The following is a 20975-nucleotide window of genomic DNA, read 5'->3' as shown; positions in this document are numbered from 1 at the left end:
CCTTTAACCGCAAGGATTTACCGCTCGCGCAGTGCTTCTTTTGCACGATTAAATGGTTTGATTAAATAGTCGACGATGGTTTTTTCACCTGTTTTTATATCCACAGTGGCAATCATGCCCGGTACGATAGAAAAATGGCGTCCCAGCTTGTTCTGCAAGAAGTCCTGATGGGTACGGATAAACACGCGGTAGTAGAAAATTTCCGGTTTCACTTTGTCCTGAATGGTGTCCGGGGAGATGGTTTCGACCACGCCCTCCAGCCCTCCGTAAATGGCGTAGTCATAGGCAGTAATCTTCACCAGCGCCCGCTGTCCGGGGTGGATAAACGCGATATCGCGCGGTGACAGGCGGGTTTCAATCAGCAAATGATCGTCTACCGGGACAATCTCCATCATTTCGCCGTTAGGAGGGATCACGCCGCCAATCGTGGTGACCTGGATGTTTTTTACGATACCGCGCATCGGGGCGCGAACGGTCAGGCGGGTGACGGAGTCTTCGCGACCTTTTAAGATAGCCGCCAGCATATCTACCTCGGCGTTGGCCTTCGACAGCGCTTCACGCGCCTGCACGTAATATTGCGAGCGCAGATCGGTTATTTTGAGTCCAAGATCGCTTTTTTGTCGTTGCAGGCGCAGCACTTCTACGTGGCTGGCGGCACCGCTTTTCTCCAGCCGTTGGGTAATGGCCAGCTCTTTATTTACCGAGACCAGCGCATCCTGCAGTTCCACCATAGAATCAGCAAGCTGCGCGCGACGGCTTTTATACAGCCGTGTTTCAGAGGCGATAAGATCCGGCCAGGCCTGCAGCGAGCTGGGGAACGTTAGCGGCAAATCGTTGACTTCGGCATTCAGTCTGGCGCTTGACGCTAAAGATGCGCGATAGCGGGCGGCGCTTTCACCCACGTTGGACTCCGAACGCGTTGGGTCGAGACGGGCGACAATCTGGTTGGCCTGAACTTTATCTCCTTCGTGCACGCTGAGTTCGGCGAGGATCCCTCCGTCAAGCGACTGCAATACCTGTTCGCGCGAGCTGGGGATCACTTTCCCGCTGCCGGTTGAGACTTCATCCAGCTTGCCGAAATATGCCCAGATCCCCAGGACTGCAAACAGCAGCGTGCTGAGCAGAATAACGCGGCTGGCCCCGGAAAAACGGTGTTCCCGGCGGATATCGAGGTCGTCCATGGCGGCGTCATGCGGATTGGTTTTCATTTTTCCACTCCCGACCGTGAGTAGGGGCTGGTGCCCGGCTCGCATTCAACGCCTGCGCTTTCGGGGCATCCATGACCAGTTGACCTTCTTTGAGCACCACCACGCGTTCGACCAGTTCCAGAACCGGTACGCGATGGGTTGCAACAATCAATGTGCGGTTGCCCAGCCACAGGTTCAGGCGCTGAATAAACTCCCGTTCGGTATGTTCATCCAGCGAGGCGCTGGGTTCGTCGAGCAGGACAATATTGGGTGAGCGTAGCAGCATTCTTGCCAGCAGGATCGACTGCCGTTGGCCGCCGGACAGACCGTTGCCGCCTTCCATAATGGGGTGCGCCAGCCCTTTGGCGAGCTGTTTAACGAAAGCCGCCGCGCCGCTGACCTCCAGCGCTTCGAAGATCTGCGCGTCGCTGGCATGCGGTGCGCCGAGGGTCAGGTTCTCGCGTAGGGTGCCGAAAAACAGCCGCGCATTCTGGCTGAGAAAACCGATGTTGCGGCGTAAATCGGCCATATCGATCTGCGCCAGGCTCAGGTTGTCGAGCCGGACATCGCCCTGGATAATCTCCACACCACCCGCCATGGCCTGCAGCAGCGTTGATTTCCCGGCGCCGTTACGCCCGAGGATCGCCACCCGTTCGCCGGGCATGACCTCCAGGCGCGAGATCCGCAGCGGAACGCGCTGATCGTCGCTGTGGTAGCGAAAGTGTGCGTTCTCAAACAGATAATGGCCGTGAAAAATCTCCTGATGCACCCGGTCTTCGTCGTACTGCGTTTCGGTGGGAAGCTGCATGATGCTGTCTAATCCCATCTTCGCCGCCTTGACCTGTTGCCAGCGGGCCAGCACGCCGCACAGATTAGCCATCGGAGCAATCATTCTGGAACCGAGCATTGAGGCCGCCACCACGGCGCCGGTGGTCATCGTGCCTTCAATGACCATCGGCGCGCCAAACATAATGATGGCGGCGTAGACCAGGCTTTGTACTGACATCCCCCAGCCAATCAGCCCCTGAGTCAGCCTGCGCGTGCGCAGCCCGGACTCTCCGGTAATGCGGATATAGCTGTTCCACTGCTGTAAAAAGCGGTTTTCAGCTTGCATCAGCTTGATGTCTTCCAGACCCTGAACGCTCTCGACCAGCACCGCGTTGCGCAGGGTGGATTCATGGGCAGCCTGGTTGGCGAGCACCGCCAGCTTCTTCTGTAACAGTAAGCCAGGCAGGATCATCAGCAGGGCCGCGACAGGTGCAATCCACGCCAGCGGTGGGGCGATAAATGCCAGCACCACGATGAACAGAAAGAAAAACGGCAGATCGACAATGGTCGACATGGTTGAGGAGGTGATCATCTCGCGAACTTGTTCCAGCTCGCGCAGTTGAGAAATAAAGCTCCCCGTCGAGCGGGGGACAGCGCTGTTGCGCAGCCGCAATGCGTGGCTAAACACGCGATCGGAAATGCGCATATCGGCGCGTTTGCCGAGCAGGTCCATGATGTGGGTACGCGCTTCGCGCAGCAAAAAGCCAAACAGCACCGCGACCAGAACACCGGTAGAGAGAACATACAGCGTTGGATAAGACTGGGCGGGGATCACCCGGTCATAGACCTGCATCGAAAAAATAATCCCGGCGAGCGACAGGACGTTAATCAGAAAGGCGGCAATCATGACCGGCAGGTAAGGGCGGATATCTTGTAAAACCAGCTCGCGTATCCAGTCGGGTCTAAAGCGCGAAATATAGCGATCAACCCGACCGTCTTTTAACGCCGATAACGGGCGCAGTGCGGTGATAGTATGGATTTCTGGCAGAAGCTCAGCCACTGCCAGCCGGTTGCGTTGTCCCTCGTCGGCGATGATAAAAACATCCAGGGCATCTTCACCGTTAAAATGTTCGATCACCATGATTTGGCCGTCGTGCAGTTCCGCCACCACCGGTAAACGCCATTGGTTAAGTACCTGCTTTGCGGTATCCAGCGTATGAAAGGAAAGTCCCGCCTGGCGCGCTAATTGCGTCAAAGCAAGGGTTTTGCTTTTCCCCTCAAACCACGGGGCGTTAGCCTGAATAGCACCAGGCGAACAGGCAACGCGATAGTGGCTGGCAATATGCGTCATTGCCTGTGCCCACTGGCTCAGGGTGGGTTCGCCAATAGCATCTTCAACAACAGGCTCGACGTCGCTCATAGCTGGATCTCCACCGATTGAATGCTGCGGTTATTTAAGGCGAACGCCTGGCGCAACGATCCAGTGTTGTAGAGGCAGTTCAGTTGTAGCTGGCGAAGCTGGCTTTGGGTCTGGAGTTCGGCAAAACGGGCCTGGTACACCTCCTGTTCGGCGTTAAGAACATCAAGTAATGGGCGTGAGCCGAGATCCAGATACTGCTGTTGATACAGTTCGCGCGTTTGTTCGCTCAGCCGCTGCTGGCGGCGCAGGATCTGCAATGCAGTTGCGAGACTCATTGCCTGGCTGCGGGATTCCAGTAATTTCTGTCGTACTTCGAGTCGGGTGCGCTGAATAGAGTACTGTGCGGACTCTACCGCGTGGCTGGCGGCGTTGCGTCGGGCGGTGAGCCCGCCTCCTTGATACAGCGGCATTTCGACTTTTACCCACGCTGAGTACTGCGTTTTGTCGAGCACCTCATGGCTGGGGTATTTGTCGTTGAGATAGTGCTGAACAGATGGCTCCAGGGAAATGGTTGGCGTCATCTGCGCGTTGGCGTAATCAAGGTTGGCCTGCGCGACGTTCGCCTGCGCCCAGGCCGCCAGCACTGCAGGAACTAACTTATCCTCCGGTTTTACCACATCGCAACTGCTGTCCAGTTTTACCGGAAACTCATTGCTGATGCCGTTAAGCGAGTTCCAGCCGAGATAGCTCATCAATGTCGCTTTGCTACTGTCGAGATTGGCCTGATATTGCGCCAGTTGAGAACGTGCGGACTCGATACGCGCATCGGTTTGCACTACGTCTGACAGCGAGGTCGCCCCTTCATCATTACGTTCTCTGGTCAGTCGACCAATACCGTTTAGCGCGACCAGTTGCTCTTCGGCGGCATCCACCATCTGTTGCCATGTCTGAACCTGGACGATGGCATTGGCGGTAGCGTGAGCGACAGTATCGATGCTGAGTAACACGTTTGCCTGTTGCTGCGCTGAACCGGCGGTTTCGGCGCGCACCTGGCTGGCGACTTTGCCGAAGTCATACAGCATTTGTGACACCGAAATGACCAGTGCAGGGCTGAAGCCATGGTCAGTGTAGGTATTGCTGTAGCCGTTGTTCATTCCGGCTGTAACTTGCGGGTAATATTTCGCTTTCGCCACGTCTATCTGCTCATTTTGCGAGAGCAGTTTGCCAATGGATTCACGAATAGAAGGATGCCAGCTCACGGCGCGACTCACCGCGTCGTTAAGCGTCAGGCTTCCGGGAGCGGCAACGCTTAGCGGTAGATCGGCCACAGAACCATCCAGAGAGGGAAGCATCTGACTGGTTGCCAGCCCTTCCGGCGTAATAATTTGCGGTTCATCTTCGGCATTCGCACGAACGGAACAAAACGTTAATGCCAGCAGTACAGCAACAGGGGCGACATTTCTCATAGTTTATCCCTTGCAAAATAGGGCAGTGACGATTGTTATTGCCCCGGACGTCATGGCATCCGGGGCTGTTGTTATATCGTTATAGTGGTATGGCGTTCGTTTCAGGTCACAATGTGATTTTGTTGGATCAGCTCATCGAGCGTGGTGTGTACGTTCTCCAGCGTTACGAGGTTAGTGGTGTGGTACGTGTTGCCTGTACCGTCGCGATCAATGGACACGATGGTGTTGTTACCGCTGGTGGTCACTGTGAGGTAGTTGCCGAGCGTGGCATTTTGTCCGTTCCAGCCTACCAGCAGGTCGCCGATGTCGATTTTGTCGCCCTGAGCCAGTGAAAAGTTGGTCCAGTTGTCCGCAGTCCCGTTACCGCCGGTAGCGTCGTTGGCATTGAGCAGGTGATAAATCAGCGTATCGCCGTAGACCGATCCGGTGATGACGTCATGCTGTGCGGTGCTTGCCATCTGCGGGTTCATATTGATGGTCAGCGTAGCGGTGTCCGTGTGCCCGTTTTGGTCGTTCAGCGTATAGGTAAAGGTCTCTTTGCTGATTATCGACGCTACGGTTGTACCCGGCTTCAGCGTGTAGATGTATGAACCATCCAGGTTCATGGTCAGTGAACCATAATGACCCTGAATGGTTGCGCTACTGGCGCTGCCGGCCGGATTGAGGGTGGCGGTACTGCCGTTAAAACCGGTGACAGTGAGCTGGGTATGGACGGTTGAGAGCTGATCGTGCGCGCCAGCGGCATCACTGCCATCAAAAATATTGCCATTCACCGTCGTGGTGTTAACGTCCCAGGTATTGAGGTGCCATGTCGTACCCGTGACGTTTGGCGTAATGCTGACGTTGCCAACGGCCAGTCCCCCCATTGTTCCTGTGAAGCTGATGCTGTAATGACCAGCGGCTAGCTCAGCATTACCCAGCGAGACGGCAATTGAACTGCCTAACAGGCTGATAGAGCTGGCGGGTACAGAGCCAGAAAGCGAGAATCCGTCAGGACCGGTGATTGTCCAGGTTACGCCCAGCGTACCGACGGTGATAAGTGTGCCGATGCTAAAGTTGAGCGTGGCACCTTTCAGTACGTCATTTGTTGCGATATCAAACGAACCTGTACCGGTTGCTTTGCTCCCCAGCGTCGGAATTGTCGCGGTGCCCAGCGCGCCACTTCCATATGCCGCAGAGTCCTGAATGGTACTTACCGCCATCATGCTGCTGACGTCATTTACTGCGTCCAGCGCTTGCGGGGTCGCCGTAATGTTCAGCGAGGCGCTACCTGTATCGCCATTGGGGGCTTTGACCGTATAGACGAAACTGTCCGGTGTGCTGATACCGTCTGCGCCCAGTCCGCTTTTCAGCGTGTAGGTGTAGTTCCCTTTTGCATCAATAGTCAGGGTGCCGTATTGTCCGTTAATGGTGGTAGTGCCCGTTGCGTTAACGGCGACACCGTTCACTTCGGTGATAACGGTATTAGCCGGAGCCGAGTCGTTGGCCAGCAGATTTCCATTGGTTGCCGCACTCAGGCTGTCGACGGCGTAGGTGTGATCGGCCTGAATATTCAGGGTATAGCTGGTCAGCAGCGTCAGGCCGCCGGAAGCGTTAAGCAGGAACAGATAGTCACCGCCCGGCAGCGTAATGGTATACGCGGGTGAATTGCCGCTCAGTAGGGCGGTTACCCAGTTCGGTTGTACCCGGTACTGCTCATACTGCTGAATAGACTCGTTGAAGCGGTAGACATAGAGATCAAAGCCGCCCAGCGTTACGCCAAGTACGCTGGCCTGAACCGTTATCGTTCGGGTCGCGCCGTCATCAACGTTGAATTTAATCGGGTTGGTCAAACCGTTGACCAGGCTGACATCCAGCAATTGTCCCAAACCAACACTGGCGAGCGTGAAGCCGGTTTGTTGTGATGGATGGTTGTCGACTGCGATGACCTGCGTCCCGTAAGTCAGCGCAGCCACATCGTCTGCCGCCGTTACCGTACTGGTGGTCGGGGCCTGACCCAGCGTGACCACCAGTTTTGCCGAGGAGTGATCGCTACCATGCGTTAGCGTGTAAGTGAAACTTTCGGAACGGCCATACACTGAGATTGACGTATTGGTCAGGGTATAGGTGTAGCTACCATTCTGATTGATATGCAGAATGCCGTATTTCCCCTGCACATCAATGCCGCCCGCCGGGACGTTCACGACGTTGCCGTTACCGTCAGTGATAGCGGTGACCAGCGTGCCGGAAGGGGCGTTATCTTGACCGTTAGTTGGATCGGTATCGGTGATGATGTTACCGGATTCTGTGGTCCCCCCAGTGATGGTTCCGCCGTTGGTTTTCACCACGGCAACGTCCAGGCTGGTGTATGCGCCAGTCGCCAGCAGGTTAGTGTTGAAGCTGACCACGCGATAATCCCCGCCTGTCAGCCCATCATAATTGAGCGTCACTCCAGAGGCTCCGATGGTCAGCAAACTGGCAAAATTGGGTTTTGAGGTATCGACCACGGTTATCCAGGTGTTGAGCAAGGAGTCATAGCGCTGGATAACAATCTCCATTGAGCTTAATAGTGACAGCACAATGCCGGTCGCCGCGGCGTTAATGGTGATGGAGCCACTACCGCCAGACTGGATGCTGAAATTAACACTTGCCGTATCGTTACCCAGCACATTGGCGACATTACCCAGTGCGTTCACCAGCAGGAAACCGTAATCGCTTTGATGCTCAGTGCTGATTGTCACGTCAGTCTGTAGCGGCAAACGGGTGACATTATCTTCAGCCTGCAGGGGGAGTACCGGCGCGATGACGCTGGCAGGCGATGACGTGTTACCTGCCGCGTCGGTTGCCGTTGCAGATAACGACTGACCTTCAATCTGGCGTACAGGCAAGGCGGCACTGTAGACGCCACTGCTGTTGGCGACCGCTGTCACGCTGGTGCCGCCAGGCAGGGATATCGTCACCGTACTGCCGGCTTCGGCAATGCCGCTCACTGTTCCGCCATCGGCGCTGATCAAAATCGTAGGAGGTGGCGGTGGCGTGGTATCCACAATGACGCTGAACGAGCCAGACAAAACGCTCGAGCCGTTGGCATTTGTGGCGTTGGCAGTAAACGCGTGGTTGCCTTCGCTGAGCGCACCGGATGGGGTAAAGCTCCAGATCCCATTCCCGTCTGCGGTTGTGCTCCCCATCAACGTGCCGTTGTTATACAGGTTGATAACGGCGTTTGCCTGCGCAGTTCCGCTCAGTGTTGGGCGGGTATCATTCGTGGTTTTCCCGGCGGTGACCAGGCCCGTGATAGTGCCGACATCATCGAATACGCTGGAGATCACTGGCGCAGGCGGTACGCCGGTAAACGGGGCCAGCACGTTACCCGCCGTACCGATGTTGCCTGCGGCGTCCTGTGCGCTAACCAGCAGCGTTTGTCCACTAATTTGCGGTGGATTCAGGGTAAAGGTGAAGTTACCGGAAGCATTCGCTGTCGTGGTGCCGAGTACCGTTCCGCTACCAGAGGTGATAATGACCGTACTGTTCGCTTCGGCCACGCCGGTTAACGCCGTACCATTGGCGTTGACCGCCAGCCCGGTTGGAACACCGGGCGCGATGGTATCGACCACAATGGCTGCCGCAGACGATAATCCACTGGTATTCCCCGCCGCATCTGTCGCCGTGATGGTAAAAGAATGAGCCCCTTGAGCCAGAGCAGTGGACGGCGTGTAACTCCAGTTGCCGGTGCTGTCAGCCGTTACGCTGATAACAAAACTGCCATTATCATAAATATCGACTCGCGCGTTGGCCTCTGTGGATCCGTTCAGGGTTGGGCGTGAGTCATTGGTGGGCTGGTTGCTGCCAATCGCACCGGTGTTGGGGCCAACATCATCAATAATGCTACTTATTGAAGGCTGTGCCGGGGCTGTGGTGTCCACCACCACGGTAAAACCTGCTGTTGCGCCGCTGGTATTACCTGCCGCATCGGTAGCGGTTACAGTGAAGGTATGGGACCCGGTCGCGAGCGGCGTGGTCGGAGTAAATGTCCAGCTATTATTGCTTTGCACCAGCGCAGTACCAAGCAGAGTGTTCCCGTCATAGATGCTGACAGTGCTACCGGCTTCGGCGGTACCGTTGAGCGTTGGGCGGGCATCGTTGGTTAGCTGCCCATTGTTCAGCGCTGTATTGAAAACTCCCCCTGCGATGTCATCTATGACCGAGATCAGTTGTGGGATTGGCGGTGGGGTCGTATCGATATTAATAATAAATCCGCTTGAGGTGGCACCGATATTGCCTGCGGCGTCGGTGGCGATAGCAGTGAATGTATGTTGGCCGTTGCTCAGTGTGGATGGCAGATATTCCCACGTCCCATCTATTGTGGCTGTTACCGTCCCCAGCAGCGTGCCGTTATCGTAAATCGCGACCCGGGCATTCGCTTCCGTTGAGCCACTGAGCAGCGGACGGGTGTCATTGGTCCAGGCTCCACTGGACAGAGTCCCGGTGCCGGGCTGTACATCATCGACGGCCTGGATAATGGTGGGGGCAAGCGGGGCAACGGTATCCACAATGATGTTAAATGCGGCGGATGACTGACTGACGTTTCCGGCTGCATCCGTGGCGGTCACCGTGAGCGCATGGTTACCATTTCCAAGTCCGGCTGTTGGCGTGAAGTTCCAGGCTCCATTGGCGTCTACCGGAGCGGTACCGAGATAGGTGCCATTGTCATAAATTTTGATCGTGGAATTGGCTTCTGCCGTACCACTGAGCGTGGGTTGCGCATCATTTGTGACCTGGCCGTTGTTCAGATTGCCCGTCAGCGGGCCGACATCATCTGCGATCTGAGAAATGACGGGTATACCCGGCGATATGGTATCGACGATGAGCCCAAAGCCGTTCGACGCAAGGCTGGTGTTACCTGCACTGTCGGTCGCGGTGACGGTCAATGTATGTGGTCCGTTGCTCAGAGCATCCGTTGGGGTAAAGTTCCAGATACCTCCCGCACCCACGGTGGTAGTGCCAATGGGTTGACCATCGCTCAGAACGGTAATGGTCGCTCCCACTTCGCCCGTGCCGCTCAGTGCCGGACGTGTTTCGTTTGTCGTCTGCCCATTGGTTATCGCGCCTGTTGTGGGCGCCGTATTGTCCAGCACCGTGCTAATGATGGGGGGCTGCGGGGTGATAGAATCCAGTTCGAGGGTAAAGGACGAAGATACCCCCCCCATATTGCCCGCCTGGTCGGTGGCAACGGCGGTAAAGATGTGTTGCCCCTGAGTCAGTGGGGCATCCGGCGTGAAGCTCCAGTTGCCGGATTCATCAACCTGAGTTGTACCAATATCAACGCCTTTATCGCGGATGGTGATAGATGCGCCGATCTCTCCTTTGCCGTTCAGCGTGGGTTGTGCATCGTTAGTCAATTGTCCGTTAGTCAGCGATGTGTTGCCGGGTTGATCGTCAATCACCGAGGTAATGTTCGGCGCCGCGGGCGGCAGCGTATCAACTACCAGAACGAAAGGTGGGCTTGCCGGGCTGATATTGCCAGCGCCATCCGTGACGGTTGCGGTTAACGAATGATTGCCTTCACTAAGTGCTGGAGCCGGTGTAAAGCTCCAGTTGCCGTTTTCATCGCTGGTGGTTGTGCCAATTACCGCGCCATTATCGCGAATGGTAACCACTGAATCGGCCTCGGTGACGCCAGCAAGCGTTGGGGTGTTGTCGTTGGTTAGCTGTCCGGATGTAAGGGATTGCGGGGTACCGACGTCGTCCGTTACCGTCACAATAGAGGGCGCGCTTGGGATTAACGTATCGACAATAATTCGGAAGCTGTTGGATAGATCGCCCTGGTTGCCTGCCGCATCCGTTGCGCGTGCGGTAAAGATATGCTCGCCTTCTCCCAACCCATTTGTCGGAGTATAGCTCCAGTATCCGCTGCCACTCACGGTGGTTGTGCCAATCGCGATACCTTTATCGTAAAGGGTGATAGTCGCACCCGCTTCGCCGGTTCCATTGAAGGTCGGGCGTGCATCGTTAGTAATTTGTCCGGTATCTAACGATCCTGTACCTGGTAACACGTCGTCAATCACACTGGTGATCGCGGGTGCTTGTGGGGCGGCAGTATCAATAGTGATGGCGTAATTGGGCGACAACCCACTGGGTTCTGAGTTTACAGTTTGCGATACGGTGAAATTGTAGGTCGTGCCGTTTGTCAGTGGAGTGGATAATGGATAGCGCCATGCGCCGGAAACGGCATCGGCGGTGACCGTAGCGATTACATTCCCATCCTGATAAATTGTAACCGTTGCTCCTGCCGTGGCGGTTCCTTGTAACAGCGGTAAGGTGTCATTGGTGGATTTACCGTTGCCAATCACTCCTGTAACGGGAGAGACATCATCAATGATTTCGAGAGTTGGCGGATGCGGAATACTGGAAGTGGCCGCGTTAAACGGCGTAGGGTCGCTGCTATTGCCCGCCTGATCCTGGGCGATTGCATTCAGATTCTGCCCTGTAGTTTGTGCGGGTGATATCGTGACGGTGTAGACACCTGTAACGCTGTTCGCAATGCCCTGGCCCAGTACCGTGGTACCATTTCTGATGATGACGGTACTGCCCGGCTCGGCTGTCCCGCTCACCAGCGTGCCGTTCGGGTCAACATAGGTGACGATTGGCTCGGCAGGAGGCTGCGTATCGAGTATCAACATCACAGGGTTTCCTGCCGCCAGGGAATTACCCGCGGGATCCCTGGCGCCGAACGTCAGCGTGTGCGGGCCATCGCCCGTCAGCGTAATCTCAATACTCCAGCTACCATTCGCCGCAACGAGGGTTTCGGCAATGGGATTGCCGCCATCGAAAATGACTACCGTACTGCCCGGCGCACCGGTCCCGCTGATTGTTGGGGTGGTATCATCCGTGACGCTACCGTTGGTCAATGAACCGATAATGACGCCAGCGTCATCTTCAATATCTGTAACCTGCGGTAGGGTCAGCACGGTGCTGCTAACCGTAAACGCTACGCTGTTTGATGGGGTACTGGCGTTCCCCGCCGCATCGGTTGCAATGGCCGTTAGCGTATAACTTCCGTTTGCCAGTGCCGTCCCAGGAGTAATACTCCAGGTGGTGCCAACCACCGTTGTGGTACCGATAATCGTACTGCCGTTGTACAGCGTGATCGTGTCGCCGTCAGTGCCGGTTCCGCGAATAGTTGGCGTCGTATCATCTGTTATTGCGCCAGGTGCAAGATCGCCCTGGAAACCACCGACATTATCATTGACGGCAAGAATAACAGGGGAGGCAGAGGGCGTTGTATCGATCTCCAGGAGGATGGCATCTGATGGCGGGCTGACGTTGCCAGCCGGATCGGTCGCCGTAATGGTCACCTGATAAACATCCTGGGGAAGTGGCACTGATGGTGTAAAGCTCCAGCTACCGTCTGCCCCAACCGTTGCGGTACCCTGCGACGAAGAGTTGCCATTAAGATAGAGGGTAATGAGATCGCCGACACTCCCCGTGCCGCTGAACGTTGGCGTGGTGTCGTTAGTCATGCCGTTTGTCACGACCCCGGTTATCGGATTGACGTCGTCCGTAATGGTGGGCGGGAGCGGTTGCGTTGGCGGCAGATTATCCACCGTCAGCGTAAAGCCCGCCGATGGGATCCCTGTGTTGCCCGCCGCGTCGGTCGCCGTGGCGGTGAATTTATGCGGCCCATCGGCAAGTGAGGTCGGGGTAAATGTCCAGGTGCCGTCTGGCTGTACGGTAGTGATGCCGGCGAGACCGCCATTCTCATAAATCGTAATTGTCGCACCCGGCTCACCTGTTCCGGACAGTTTAGGGTTGTCGCTTTTCGTGCTGCCGCCATTACTCAGTGCTTTAGTTTCAATGCCAATAAGCCCTTCCGCTGAGGTGATGATCGGGGCCGCGGGTGGTGTTGTATCGACAGTCAGCATGAAACTTCCGGCGGTACTGGCGTTACCCGCCGCATCTGTCGCGATAGCTGACAACGTGTGCGAGCCTTCACTAAGTGGCTGGGTGACCGGGAAACTCCAGCTTCCTCCGGCCACAACGGTGGTCGTTCCAATCGGTGTGGCACCATCGTAGATAGTGATGGTGGAGCCAACTTCTCCGGTCCCCTTCAGTGACGGCAGGTTATCGTTTGAACGGCTACCAGAAGGCAAGTCAACGGGTGCATTGCCGATGTCATCTGTGGCGGCTGAAATGACCGGAGCCCCAGGAGGCTGGGTGTCAACGGTAATGGTGACAGTGACGGGGGAGGTGACGACGTTACCGGCGGCATCTGTTGCGGATACTGTAAAATGATGGTCGCGATCGGCAAGCTGCTTGTTGTCCGGGACGGTATAGCTCCAGGTACCTGACTTGTCGATGAGCATCACCGTCATCAGCAAACCGTTATCATACAGGTTCACCAGCGAGCCTGGCTCGCCGGTCCCGGAGAGGGTCGGCGTGTTGTCGTTGGTTACCCCGTTGTTATTCGCGATGTTACCGGTGATGGTTCCGACGTCATCGTTAATCAGAGTAATAACCGGGACGGTCGGTGCGACGCTATCGACAATGATTTTCCAACTGGCGGCGCTACTGGTGTTGTTGGCGGCATCAGTTGCCGTAACCGTAAACACGTGTGCGCCCTGGCTCAGCGCGGTGGTCGGCGTGTAGTCCCAGTTACCATTGATATCGGCGGTAACGGTGGTTAGCAGGGTGCCATTATCATAAATTTTTACCTGCGAGCCCGCTTCGGCGGTGCCCTTAATTTCCGGTTTATCGTCGTTTGTCAGCGTGTTGTTATCAATTTTTCCGATGACGTCGGGAACATCATCTAAGACGGCAATAATAATCGGTTGGTCTGGCGCGGTAATATCCGGAGCCAGCGCGGAAGCGGGCAGACTTTCGTTGCCTGCGCTGTCCGTTGCGGTCACTTTTACCGTTTCACCATTGTTTTGTGACGGGGTGATCGACACGGCAAAGTGACCGCCGCTGTCTGCCTGACCCACGCCAATCGTATTCCCGTTGCTGTCTTTTACGGTGATAGTGCTGCCGATTTCAGCATGTCCACTGACTGAACCACCATCCCCGGCGACAATTACCCCTGTCGGTGCGTCAGGGGCGGTGCTGTCTGGTGCGGTGACTGCTGTGTTATTACTGGTATTACCTGCTGCATCCGTTGCATTGGCGACAAGATGTTCGCCGTTCGTTTGTGGCGGAACCAGTGTGGCGGTGAAATCTCCGTCAGCATCAGCGGTGGTCGTGCCAATGATAGTGCCACCAGGATTGAGAATATGTACGGTACTGTTGGGCTCTGCCGTGCCGGAAACCTCATCGCCCGCGTTATTGATTGTCAGGTTTGCGGGCGGTAGCGGGGCGGTGATATCGGGAGCGAGTGCTGTTTCTGGCAAACTCGGGTTTCCTGCTGGATCGGTAGCGATAGCGGCTATGGTTTCGCCATTGGTTTGTGGTGGGTTTATGGTGATAGTAAACGAGCCATCTGGCCCGGTAACGCCACTGCCGATTAAATGATTATTATTGTCGGTTATAGTCACGGTACTGCCGGGTTCAGCCGTACCAGTGACGACAGCACCATCGGCAGATACGTTCAGATTGTCTGGTGATAACGGCGGCTGAGTATCGATATTGATATTGAATGCCGTCGATATTCCCCCCGTACCCAGGTGGTTGGTTGCCGTAGCGGTGAAGGCGTATGAGCCGTCCCGCAAGTTTGTGCTGGAGGTCCAGTCCCAACTACCGTTGCTGTCGGCGACGACGCTGTCGATATATGCCCCGTTATTGTAAATTTTAACCGTACTGTTGGCGTCAGCTGTTCCGGAAAGCGTTGGGGTCGCATCATTAGTGGACTGATTGTTGGTCAATGACCCAACGGAGGGCGCGACATCATCCATAACGCTGACAATCACGGGGACGCCTGGATAACCGGAATTTGAGGCACTGAATGAGGTATCTGGCCCGATATTGCCTGCTTCATCCTGAATCTTTGCTGTCAGCGTTTCACCATGTGTTTGCGAGGGTGATATGCCAATAGTGAAGGTGCCGCCTGAACCGACGATTGCTGAACCCAGAACCTGGTTGTTACTGCCAATGATGGTGACAGTGCTTCCGGGCTCTGCACTACCCGTCACCATGGTGCCTTCCAGGTTCACTGAAGAAATTACTGCGGCGGCAGGTGGGGTGGTATCGACGGTAATGACCCAACTGTCTGAGATTGCGCTGCTGCCCGCATTGTTTGATGCGCTGACCGTAAACTGGTGAGCGCCTTCCGCGAGCGGGGAAGATGGAGTAAACGTCCAGTTGCCGTTGGCATCGATAGTGACCTGTCCTATTTCGACACCGTTATCAAAAATATGTAAGGTGGCATTTGCGGGACCAGTGCCCTGAAGAGTAGGCGTATTATCGTTGGTGGATTCCTGCTGATTGACAGGACCTGTAATCAGCTCCTGATTATCGATCACGCTGGTAATAACGGGCACGTCTGGCATGTTAGGGGTTGTTGTCGGCGGATCGCCACCATCGCCATTGCCATTGCCATTGCCATTGTCATTGCCGTTGCCATTGCCATTGCCATTGCCATTGCCATTGCCATTGCCATTGCCATTGCTATTGCCGTTCCCACCATTATCGTTTCCGGCGTTGTTATCGCTCCCCCCACCGCCACCGCCACCGCCACCGCCACCGCCGCCACCTGCAGCGAGGCCAACTCCGCCAGCGACCGCGATCCCGCCAAGAACCCAGGGCCAAACTGCGCCTCCTTCATGACTGCCTTCGCTCGCCATCAATGGGGTGAGATCGTCCAGATGCTGATAGTGGAATGCGCCATCCGTATCCTGAACCCACCATAGTGCGCCGTTGCTATCTTCAAGTACGAGCTGGCTTTGTTCATCACCTTTGCCAACGTAAAAGTTTTTAATTGTGATAGTTTCACCAGAGCGGAGTGTGACAATCAGATCCTGATTTACGCGGGTAAGCTGACTGATTTCTTCACGAGAAACAGACAGCTTCACGATGGAAGGTGAATTGAGCGTGACTTCTGAAGCTTCAATATTTGTGGAAACACCAGTCAATTTTGATACAACGGCGAGTAGACGCATATATTCACTCCTGATGGCAGGCCGAGAGTATTAATCCACAATAGCGTGTTGGGAGAATGAGCTGACAGGTGCCCGTTCATCGTATAGATGAGTTTGCACATGTGGTTTCATTGATTAGGTCACGCAGGTATCAGTTTGTTTTTCGAATACGTCAGGGCCTCTGAGTCTGAATAGTTCTTTCGTATTAGATGATATAGTCAGAAAGGATGTATTACGCAAATTATCTATATTAAAAATACATTGAGGTAATTGAAAAGGATACTTTCCAGTACGTGTTTTGGTTGTTGTTGAAATCTAACGCGCTGTATATAAAGTTGTTTTTCTTCTTTTTGGTTTTTTATAAATCTAATAAACACCAGTAATAATAGTGTTATTGGTGAGGCGTAAAATATAAACGATACGCTCTTGAAGTTTTATTTTATTAAGCTATGGACCCGATAAAATAATGAAAAGACTATTTTAGGTTTGAACGATTCAGCGGTGTAAAAACTATAATTTTGGTGAATATAATGGGTGGGTTTCAATAACTAAACAATAAGAGCCAGCCTCATGATGAGAGACTGGCCGCTGAGAGGGGATTTATCGACCTGCATTTTTCATAATACGAGCTTTGTCCAACTGCCACTCACGTTCTTTTACATCGGAACGCTTGTCGTGCTGTTTCTTCCCTTTTGCGACGCCAATTTTGACTTTGCACCAGGCATTCTTCCAGTATAGCGAAAGTGCCACGACGGTGTAACCGTCACGATTCATGCGTCCATATAAGGAGTCAAGTTCGCGTTGGTTTAACAGAAGCTTACGGGTGCGAGTAGGGTCACACACGACGTGCGTTGAGGCAACGGCCATCGGCGTGAAGTTGGCGCCAAACAGGAACGCTTCGCCGTCTTTGAGAATGACATAGCTATCGCCAATATTGGCCTTTCCTGCGCGCAGGGATTTGACTTCCCAGCCTTGCAGTGCGAGTCCAGCTTCGAACTCTTCTTCAATAAAGTATTCGTGTCGTGCGCGCTTGTTGAGCGCGATTGTGGCTGAGCCAGGTTTGTGTGCTTTTTTCTTCGTCATAATGCCGCTCAGTATAGGTAATCTGGAATTGAAAAACACCCCATTTCATCCAGCGGGGCGCAAGGCGCTATCTTAGCACGAGTTGGGCTATAGCGTTTTTTTTAGCGGATGATAAATGGTATTATTTGCACGATTGATATTGATGGAAATTGTTATGCCTCAGATTAGCCGGACCGCTTTAGTACCTTACAGTGCGGAACAGATGTATCAGTTAGTGAATGATGTTAAATCCTATCCTCAGTTTTTACCGGGTTGCACCGGAAGCCGCGTCCTGGAGTCGACTCCGGGGCAAATGACGGCCGCTGTGGATGTCTCGAAAGCAGGGATCAGCAAAACGTTCACCACGCGTAATCAACTGACCAGTAACCAGAGCATCCTGATGCATCTGGTCGATGGACCGTTCAAGAAACTGATTGGCGGCTGGAAGTTTACGCCACTAAGTCATGAAGCGTGTCGTATTGAGTTTCATCTCGATTTTGAGTTCACCAATAAGTTAATCGAACTGGCGTTTGGCCGCATCTTTAAAGAGCTGGCTTCTAATATGGTGCAGGCCTTCACGGTTCGCGCGAAAGAGGTTTACAGTGTCAGCGTCGGCTAAAATTGTCGTTGAAGTAGCGTACGCGCTGCCCGAGAAACAGTATCTGCAGCGCGTGACGTTGCAGCAGGGCGCAACCGTCGAAGAGGCGATTCGCGCTTCGGGATTGCTGGAGCTACGTACTGATATCGATCTCAGCAAAAATAAGGTGGGCATCTACAGCCGTCCGGTTAAGCTTGCTGATGTTTTGCATGACGGCGATCGGGTGGAAATTTATCGGCCATTGATTGCTGATCCGAAAGAACTGCGCAGGCAGCGAGCAGAGAAATCCGCTAAAAAATAACAGACAATAAAAAAGGTGCTCATTGAGCACCTTTTTTTGATCTATCAAACCTACTTGTTGTCGGTCAGAGCAGGTTTGTTATCAATGTTGGTTAATACGCCGCTGCTGTTAAAGGTCAGCGTCAGCGTTTGCTGAGTAACGCCTTCATGCCCTGGCTGCTGACGGAACACATAAAACCAGGTGTTAGTACCAAAAGGATCGGACATCATTGGTGTACCCAGTGCATAAGCAACTTGTTGCTGCGTCATACCTGTACGCACTTTGGCGACATCGGTAGGTGTCAGATAATTTCCCTGGTTGATGTCAGGGCGGTAAACCACTCGCTCCAGAGTGGAACAGCCTGCAGTCAACATCAGTAGTACTGCTGCAGCAGCAGTCAGCGTTTTACAGCGCATAGTGATTTGATTCCTTTTCGGGCCCGAGCAGTACGCGGCTCATATGTAATATGCCGATGATAATAGACCTTTCACCACTTTAAAACCTTTTGCTGTCGGGTCGGTCGGCGATTTTATGTTGAACTCAGACCTTCACAAGGTAAAAAAGCTTATGCCGCCAGCAGTTCTTTTGCATTTGCGAGGGTATTGCGCGTCACTTCGCTACCGCCAAGCAGGCGGGCTAATTCCTGCAGGCGAGCGCGTTTATCCAGCGGCTGCATGTGTGTTTCGGTCATTGCGCCGTCAGTTTCTTTGCTGACATAGAAATGTTGATGACCGCAGCCAGCAACCTGCGGCAGGTGAGTCACACACATCACCTGGGTTGATTCACCCAATTGACGCAGTAGCTTACCCACAACCGCTGCCGTCGGACCACTGATACCAACGTCGACTTCATCGAAAATCAGCGCAGGAGTTTCCATTTTACGCGCGGTAATCACCTGAATAGCCAGCGCAATGCGCGACAACTCACCACCGGAAGCGACTTTCGCAATCGGCTGTAACGGCTGACCCGGGTTAGTGGTAACTTTGAATTCCACACGATCGGCACCGTCTGCGCTCAGATGGTGTTCCTCAAATTTCACATCAATGCAAAAGACACCGTGCGGCATCGAGAGAGCATGCATGCTTTCTGTGATGAGTTTCCCCAATTCCTGAGCATAATGCTGGCGCTGTTGGTGCAGCATTTTTGCCGTTTCCAGCGCCTGCTGGTGGTGCGTGTTTACCGCCAGGGTTAAGGTTTCGAGAGAGTCGGCCTGATCGTCTAACTGCTGTTGTTCATCCAGCAATGACTGATAGAACTGTGGCAGCGCTTCAGGGGCAACATGATGCTTTCGCGCCAATGAAATTTGTCTGGAAATACGCTGCTCAAGTTCGAACAAACGGTTAGGGTCTAAATCCAGACGATCGCAATAGTGGCGCAGCTCATCGCTGGCTTCGCTGAGCTGGATGGTCGCCTCTTCCAGCATGTCCAGAATACCGGAGAGCTTACCGTCCATTCCCGCCAGTTCGCTGATCAGCTGTTTTGCCGTGTACAGCTGGCTTTGCAGATTAACGTCTTCGCCGTCTGCCATGATCGCCAGCGCTTGCTGGCTGGTGGTGAGCAACTGCCCGCTGTTAGCCAGACGCTTGTACTCTTCATCAATTTGCTCAAACTCGCCTGCCTGGGGGTTGAATTCGTTCAGCTCTTTTAACTGATATTGCAACAGTTCCGCCCGGGCAGCGCGCTCCTGGCTTTGTTGCTGATGATGCGCCAGGTCGCGGCAGCTTTGGTGCCAAAGCTGGTAGCGCGCGGACATTTCCTGAATCAGGGATGCTTCATTAGCGTAACCATCAAGCAGGGACTTTTGGTGTTCCGATTTTGTCAGGAGTTGATGCGCATGCTGGCCATGGATTTGAATAAGCAACTGGCCCAGTTCACGGAGCTGTGACAGGGGAACGGCAGTGCCATTGATAAATCCGCGGGAGCGTCCGTCGCTGCTGATTACGCGGCGTAACAAACACTCACGACCTTCTTCAAGCTGGTTCTCTTCCAGCCAGCGTAGCGCCGCAGGGGTATCTTTTAAAGAGAAGCGCGCGCACAGATCGGCGCGTGTGGCATCTGTACGTACCATGTCGGCCTCTGCCCGCCCGCCCAGACACAACCCGAGAGCATCAATGGCAATGGATTTACCCGCACCGGTCTCGCCGGTGATGACGGTCATTCCGCTTTGGAAATCGATCTCCAGTTCACGAACGATAGCAAAATTGCTGATGGTCAGTTGTGCCAACATAGTTGTTTTCCTGTATGAAAAACCATAACTGTGATTACATACAGTATAAACTGGTTTTTTATACAGTAAAGAGGTTGACGTTAAATTAGAATAATTTTTTTGACCAGCCTAATTTAGTGCTTAATGTATTGAAATAACTGTAATCTTTTGGGTGTATCAGGTTCAGATGATAATCACAGCGGCGAATCAATACGTCTTCACCTTCCTGGATAGGCAGGGCGATCTGGCTGTCACAGCTGATCTCAAGATCGTTGCGGCGATGAGAAAAGCGCAGGCGAATGGTACTGCTACTGTTGATTACCAGCGGTCGCGCGGAAAGCGTATGCGGGAACATCGGCACCAGCGTAATAGCATCCAGGGAAGGGGTGAGGATGGGACCTCCGGCAGAGAGCGAATAGGCGGTAGAGCCGGTCGGGGTGGAGATAATTAGCCCGTCTGAACGCTGGGAGAAGGCAAAGATTTCATCGATATAGACTTCAAATTCAATCATGTGCGCCACTTTACCGGGGTGCAGCACAACTTCATTGATGGCCGTGCTAATACGCTTCTGGCAATCCTGCTGGCACACCTGGGCTTCGAGTAAAAAGCGCTTTTCGCTGATGTAGTGGCCTTCCAGTACGTCAGCTAACTGTTGTTGTGCATTGTCTGGGTCAAGGTCGGTCAGGAAACCGAGATTGCCGCGGTTAATGCCAATAACTTTGATGTCATAACGTGCCAGGGTGCGTGCGGCGCCCAGCATATTGCCGTCGCCACCGACGACTACGGCGAGGTCTGCTTGCTGACCAATTTCTGCGAGCGTACCGGTTTTCACATTTTTCAACTGCAGCTCGTGGGCGATTTGTTGCTCCACGATAACCTCATAACCTTTGACGCACAGCCAGCGGTAGAGCATTTCATGTGTGGTCAGTGCAGTGGGGTGACGTGGATGCCCCACAATGCCAATACACTTGAAATGTTTGTTCATTTTCTCGAGGTCCTTGTA

At 54.1% G+C, this 20975-nt stretch carries 10 protein-coding genes; 2 read left to right on the top strand and 8 right to left on the bottom strand.

The window, feature by feature from the left end; translation table 11 throughout:
- Nucleotides 1–17: 17 nt before the first annotated feature.
- From SK32_RS14130 to smpB, 5 genes are all read right to left on the bottom strand, one after another.
- On the bottom strand, nt 18–1181 hold the full coding sequence (locus SK32_RS14130) for a beta-barrel domain-containing protein (RefSeq protein WP_086523808.1): 1164 nt from the start codon (nt 1179–1181) through the stop codon (nt 18–20).
- 7 nt (nt 1182–1188) lie between these two features.
- A complete protein-coding gene (locus SK32_RS14125) occupies nt 1189–3375 on the bottom strand; it encodes a type I secretion system permease/ATPase (RefSeq protein ID WP_048212945.1) in 2187 nt (728 codons plus the stop codon).
- Complete coding sequence (locus SK32_RS14120; protein ID WP_048212944.1) at nt 3372–4781, bottom strand: TolC family outer membrane protein; 1410 nt, start codon at nt 4779–4781, stop codon at nt 3372–3374. Before SK32_RS14120 ends, SK32_RS14125 begins: the two co-directional genes overlap by 4 nt.
- Before the next feature lie 101 nt (nt 4782–4882).
- Nucleotides 4883–15847: a BapA/Bap/LapF family large adhesin gene (locus tag SK32_RS14115; RefSeq protein ID WP_048212943.1), complete on the bottom strand. Its 10965-nt coding sequence runs from the start codon at nt 15845–15847 to the stop codon at nt 4883–4885.
- 579 nt (nt 15848–16426) lie between these two features.
- The gene (gene smpB, locus SK32_RS14110) at nt 16427–16909 is read right to left on the bottom strand and encodes an SsrA-binding protein SmpB (protein WP_003031211.1); all 483 of its coding nucleotides are present in this window, start codon (nt 16907–16909) and stop codon (nt 16427–16429) included.
- A 154-nt stretch (nt 16910–17063) separates the two neighbouring features.
- Between smpB and ratA the strand changes: the two genes are divergently transcribed.
- Together ratA and SK32_RS14100 are read left to right on the top strand one after the other, a co-directional pair.
- Nucleotides 17064–17507: a type II toxin-antitoxin system toxin RatA gene (gene ratA / locus SK32_RS14105; protein WP_003031213.1), complete on the top strand. Its 444-nt coding sequence runs from the start codon at nt 17064–17066 to the stop codon at nt 17505–17507.
- Nucleotides 17491–17787, top strand: coding sequence for an RnfH family protein (locus SK32_RS14100; RefSeq protein ID WP_003839823.1), 297 nt, complete (start codon nt 17491–17493; stop codon nt 17785–17787). Before ratA ends, SK32_RS14100 begins: the two co-directional genes overlap by 17 nt.
- 50 nt (nt 17788–17837) lie before the next feature.
- Here SK32_RS14100 and bamE read toward each other — a convergent pair whose 3' ends face one another.
- From bamE to nadK, 3 genes are all read right to left on the bottom strand, one after another.
- Entirely contained in the window at nt 17838–18182 is a 345-nt protein-coding gene (bamE, locus tag SK32_RS14095) for an outer membrane protein assembly factor BamE (RefSeq protein WP_003826401.1), read from the bottom strand.
- A 149-nt stretch (nt 18183–18331) separates the two neighbouring features.
- The gene (gene recN, locus SK32_RS14090) at nt 18332–19993 is read right to left on the bottom strand and encodes a DNA repair protein RecN (protein ID WP_048212942.1); all 1662 of its coding nucleotides are present in this window, start codon (nt 19991–19993) and stop codon (nt 18332–18334) included.
- An 85-nt stretch (nt 19994–20078) separates the two neighbouring features.
- Nucleotides 20079–20957: an NAD(+) kinase gene (gene nadK, locus SK32_RS14085; RefSeq protein ID WP_005130436.1), complete on the bottom strand. Its 879-nt coding sequence runs from the start codon at nt 20955–20957 to the stop codon at nt 20079–20081.
- Between the last annotated feature and the right edge of the window lie 18 nt (nt 20958–20975).

It is taken from the genome of Citrobacter sp. MGH100, from assembly GCF_001034465.1.
GTDB classification, from domain to species: Bacteria; Pseudomonadota; Gammaproteobacteria; order Enterobacterales; family Enterobacteriaceae; genus Citrobacter; species Citrobacter youngae.
The sequence above is the reverse complement of the archived record's forward strand: the minus strand, read 5'-3'. Positions and strand labels throughout refer to the sequence as shown.

Coding starts and splice junctions, on each gene's coding strand:
- ratA (WP_003031213.1), top strand. CDS start 17,064: ATGCCTCAGATTAGCCGGACCGCTTTAGTACCTTACAGTGCGGAACAG.
- bamE (WP_003826401.1), bottom strand. CDS start 18,182: ATGCGCTGTAAAACGCTGACTGCTGCTGCAGCAGTACTACTGATGTTG.
- SK32_RS14115 (WP_048212943.1), bottom strand. CDS start 15,847: ATGCGTCTACTCGCCGTTGTATCAAAATTGACTGGTGTTTCCACAAAT.
- SK32_RS14120 (WP_048212944.1), bottom strand. CDS start 4,781: ATGAGAAATGTCGCCCCTGTTGCTGTACTGCTGGCATTAACGTTTTGT.
- nadK (WP_005130436.1), bottom strand. CDS start 20,957: ATGAACAAACATTTCAAGTGTATTGGCATTGTGGGGCATCCACGTCAC.
- SK32_RS14130 (WP_086523808.1), bottom strand. CDS start 1,181: ATGGACGACCTCGATATCCGCCGGGAACACCGTTTTTCCGGGGCCAGC.
- recN (WP_048212942.1), bottom strand. CDS start 19,993: ATGTTGGCACAACTGACCATCAGCAATTTTGCTATCGTTCGTGAACTG.
- smpB (WP_003031211.1), bottom strand. CDS start 16,909: ATGACGAAGAAAAAAGCACACAAACCTGGCTCAGCCACAATCGCGCTC.
- SK32_RS14125 (WP_048212945.1), bottom strand. CDS start 3,375: ATGAGCGACGTCGAGCCTGTTGTTGAAGATGCTATTGGCGAACCCACC.